Below are 1923 nucleotides of genomic sequence, written 5' to 3' on the forward strand. Positions count from 1 at the left end.
GCCGGGGTCAGGCGGGCGGGGCGAACATCGGCTTGAAGCCCGCGATGAGCTGCCGCACCACCGGCCGCTGCTCGGCCGGGGTGCGGCCGCGCAGGTCGTGGATGGGGTCGAGGCCGTCGTAGTAGGGGGCCAGGGCGAGGAACGGCAGGAGCGTGAGGATCAGCGTGGCCAGGACGTCGAGGTCGGCGTCCTCGCGGATGTCGCCGTGCTCCTGCCAGAGCTTCAGCGTCGGGTGGATCACCTGGAGGTAGTGCTGGTTCGCGGTGTCGCGGACGACGGAGCGGACGCTGTTGTCGAGCTCGAAGTTCGTCGCCGCGGTGACGGCGCGCTCCAGCGGGTGGTCGGCCATGTACTCGGTCCAGTCGCACAGGACGTCGAACAGCCACCCGTCGAAGGGCTGCTCGAAGTCCACCCGGGCGATGCGCCGCTCCATCTCCTCGCGGATGCCGCGGGACGCCTCGTCGCAGACGAAGGCGAAGAACTCCAGCTTGTCGCTGAAGTACTGGAACAGCGAGCCCTTGGCGATGCCGGCCTCGCGGGCGATGGTGTTCAGGCTGCCCGTCGAGTACCCGTGCTCCCCGAACTCGCGCATCGCCACCTGAAGCACCCGCTCGCGCTTGGCGACGTTGAGCCGGAACCACGTGGACGTTGGCATGGACCCCTTCGACTTTCCGTCAAGAACTTTCCGTCAAGAACCGGTAACCCTGAGGTCAGGATATCGGTCCACCGCGTCCCGTGTGGACCAAAACATCACCCGCGCCCGGCCGGATCCTCCAGGTGGGGCAGCGTGAACGCGGCCGAGGCGAAGGCGCCGCCCTGCGGGGTCCCCGCGCCGACGAACGTGTCCGGAATGTCGTATGAAGCCGCGTCGTCCCGGGGTTCGTAGCCGAGCCGGCCGTCCAGTTCCCAGAAGCGGCGCGCGTTGGCGGACACCGCGTAGGCGGCGAGGAACCCCGGCGACGGGACGGTCAGCGCCGCCCGCACGAACCCGGCGCAGTCCCGGTGGCTGAGCCAGGTCGCCAGGTGGCGGGGCTCGTTCGGGTGCAGTTCGAGGCTGCCGATGCGCAGGCACACCACGTCCAGGCCGAACTTGTCGGCGTAGAGGTGCGCGAGGGCCTCCACGGCGGCCTTGCTGACCCCGTACAGCCCGTCCGGGCGCGGCGGCAGGCGCGGCGACACGGTCTCGGTGGACGGGTAGAAGCCGGTCAGCCGGTTGCTGCCGGCCAGGACGACGCGCGGGACGCCGGTGAGGCGGGCGGCCTCCAGGATGCGGTGCGTCCCCAGGATGTTGCCTTCGACCAGGTCGGGCAGCGGCGCCTCGTCCGGGACCCCGGCGAGATGGACGACCGCGTCGGCGCCCTCGACGACGCGCACCGCGTCCGCGAGGCCCAGGTCCGTCCGGTGGACGACCTCGTTCGGCGCCTCCACGGTCAGCGGCGCCCGGTCGGCGAGCACGAGCCGCTCCGCCTCGTCCCGCAGCGGCGTGCGCAGCGCCGTGCCGACCCGGCCGGCGGCGCCGGTGAGCACGATCGTTCCGAGTGTCATGTCCAGCAGTTTCGCATCAGCCTCGCCACCGACCGCCACCTGGACCGCTCCTTCGCCCCCGGCTTCACCTATCGCAACGACGGCAGCTGACCAGGCCCGATGGAATGCGCACCAAAGGATAATTCCGGACGGTAATGACCGATCGAGTGATCATTCCGAAATAAGGCCCCCCGGCGGGCTTGATACGGATATTCATCGCGTGATTACCTCTTTTCCAGGCGGGTATCCGATGGTCGTCTCGCGGTGGAGGTGGGGCAGGTGCGGTCACGGTCGGCCGGCGGCAAGGTCCTCGCGGGGGCCGGCGCGGCGGCGGTCTTCGCCGTCTCCGGGGCGACCCCGGTGATCGCGGAACCCACGCCCACGCCCAGCTCCACCCCC

At 70.6% G+C, this 1923-nt stretch carries 2 protein-coding genes; both read right to left on the bottom strand.

Going from position 1 to position 1923, the window contains the following annotated elements; all coding sequences use genetic code 11:
• Window positions 1-7: 7 nt before the first annotated feature.
• On the bottom strand, window positions 8-655 hold the full coding sequence (locus E1298_RS46510; RefSeq protein ID WP_131903745.1) for a TetR/AcrR family transcriptional regulator: 648 nt from the start codon (window positions 653-655) through the stop codon (window positions 8-10).
• Between the two features lie 95 nt (window positions 656-750).
• Entirely contained in the window at window positions 751-1545 is a 795-nt protein-coding gene (locus E1298_RS46515) for an NAD-dependent epimerase/dehydratase family protein (protein WP_131903746.1), read from the bottom strand.
• Window positions 1546-1923: the final 378 nt, after the last annotated feature.

It is taken from the genome of Actinomadura rubrisoli (assembly GCF_004349215.1).
In the GTDB taxonomy this organism is placed as follows: domain Bacteria; phylum Actinomycetota; class Actinomycetes; order Streptosporangiales; family Streptosporangiaceae; genus Spirillospora; species Spirillospora rubrisoli.

Bases quoted from the DNA above. Each gene is read 5' to 3' on its own strand.
- E1298_RS46510 (WP_131903745.1), bottom strand. From the start codon at position 655: ATGCCAACGTCCACGTGGTTCCGGCTCAACGTCGCCAAGCGCGAGCGG.
- E1298_RS46515 (WP_131903746.1), bottom strand. From the start codon at position 1,545: ATGACACTCGGAACGATCGTGCTCACCGGCGCCGCCGGCCGGGTCGGC.